This window comes from Thermomicrobium sp. CFH 73360 (genome assembly GCF_023806465.1).
Lineage (GTDB): Bacteria > Chloroflexota > Chloroflexia > Thermomicrobiales > Thermomicrobiaceae > Thermomicrobium.
Genome location: NZ_JAMSLS010000022.1, coordinates 1 through 2,048, shown reverse-complemented (window position 1 = coordinate 2,048; position 2,048 = coordinate 1). Strand labels below are relative to the sequence as shown.

General features: G+C 60.5%; 2 protein-coding genes. Both read right to left on the bottom strand.

All coding sequences use genetic code 11. From position 1 onward, the window contains the following. A partial coding sequence (locus tag NET03_RS13335; protein ID WP_252129378.1) for an ABC transporter substrate-binding protein occupies positions 1–463 on the bottom strand: 463 nt, incomplete at its 3' end. Between the two features lie 794 nt (positions 464–1,257). Next, positions 1,258–2,048 (bottom strand): ABC transporter substrate-binding protein (locus NET03_RS13330; RefSeq protein ID WP_252129377.1); only part of this gene is annotated, 791 nt, incomplete at its 5' end.

Here is a 2,048-nt window from a genome sequence, read left to right as displayed (position 1 = left end):
GGACGTCCTTGCTGGTGAAGGGGGATCCATCGTGGAACTGAACACCTTGCCGGAGAGAGAAGGTGTAGGTCATACCGTCAGCGGAGACGTCCCAGCGGATGGCAAGATCAGGCAGAATCTTGGTCTGATCATTGGGATCAAACTGCAGCAACGTGTCGAAGCAAGGGCCGATACACCACAGGTCGGTGCTGGTGGCCGCTTGGTGTAGATCAAAATTCGTTGGGTCGCCTGGGAGATTGAAATGCAGGACGCCGCCGCGTCGGACGGTTTCCGTGGTCGGGGTCGGCGTGACCTGCATCACCGGGGTGGGCAGGGAGACTGGGGTGGTGGGGGTCGGTGCTGCCGGAGCTGCGGTGGGTGCAGGGGTCGGCTCAGCCTGGCCGCCGCGACATGCAACCAAGAGTGCTGAAGCAAGAGCACCCGCGGTGGTGCTCAGGAAGCGACGTCTCGTCCAGATACGCATGTTCCTCCTCCTTCACGTTGTGCCGCTCAGTAGGGACGCTCTTGAGTACTGGTTCAGAGATTAACTCTTCGCCACCTCGGTGTCAAGATGTTTCGGGAACGGTGAATGCCGAAGCCCGCCATTCTCTCCAGCCGGTCGAGGAGTGGGGAGTTACGCGCTGCGTAGCCAAATCGCGTTCGCGTTGAGTGAGAACAATCCTGGGAGTAGTAAAGAATGAGCAAGTTGTAGCGAGAGGGGGACGGTGTCATCGTGGCTGTGGAATAGAGCGCGCTGTGTGGAGTGTGCTAGAAGGGGGTACCCGAGTTGCACGGACGCCGAAAGTGAGGTGAGGGAGTTGGGGAGCAGCAAGGGAGGGAACGTGTCTCTTCGGTGATGGTGGTTGGACTTCTAGGGGAAACATGATGAACGGGCGCGATGCGGGAGGCATTTCTCTGGGCACCATGCCAGGATGATCACTATGCTGCTCTGCAGTTGGACGGCCATGATCTCGGGACAGGGCTGCGCTCAGTGCAACGATGCCCTGGAGAGGAGCGACGAAATCTGTGCGGCCTTTGAGAAACGGGTGAGGCTGACGCCCTGCAGTCCTCTGGGATGACTGCAAGGAGGAGCTGCTGTCCGGTGGCACGGTAGCGGAAGAGCGGGACCGGCAGAACAGGCGGAGAGCAGCAGTACATTGAGTGGCGGCGAGACTATTGCCGTTGGAAATGGAGATACCGGGCCTACCGACGGATCTGAGTAGGCCCGGCGTCGGTTTAGGGCAAGCGACACACGCGTGTGGCTGTTGCGAGCGCGCCTCAGCTTCGCAGCCACGTCGTTGCATGCTTTTCCGTGAGGTTGTAGTTCGGTTGTGGTGTGAATCCTGCGAGCACCCCAGGGCGAAAGATGTGCCAGATGACCGGGCGGAAGAGATAGATCATGCCGAAGGCCGGATCGTCGATCGAGCGGAAATCGAGTTCTTGGGTCAGTTGCTTCCGCTTTTGGAGATCCAACTCACGGTCGATCTGCTGGTAGAGCTGGATCAATTCCTCCGACCAGAGGCCAGTGAGGCTCGCCTGCTCATTGTCTGTGATCCACGCTGCGAAGGTCGATTTTGGCTCGTCGACCCACGGTGCGTTGAACCCGAGCGACATCTGGAACTCACGAGCCACGACCCGCTGCACATACTCCCCGAGCTGAAGGTTAGCGACCGTGACCCTAATCCCGATCTGACCAAGTTGATCAGCCACGAGGCTCTGCGTCACCGGCGTACCGAGGGCGAAGGCTAGGAGTTCTACGTCGAACCCGTTGGGGAAGCCGGCTTCAGCCAGAAGCTGCTTGGCCCGCTGCCGGTCCGCCTCCTTGTCCTTCCCGAAGCCACGGGCTTGGCGGACTCGCTCCTCCGGGAGCGCCCAGGCGCCATATGGGTGCATCCACCCGGAGAGGACACTGCGTCCTTCGGTGCCGATTTCAATCATCGCGTCGCGGTCGATTGCCAGGCTGATCGCCTCCCGCACACGAGGATCCTTGAACGGCTCGAACTGCCGCCCGTTGAGGACGAGTCGCCAGACGAGTGTCGTCGGAACGCCGACGATCTGGATGTCGCTGT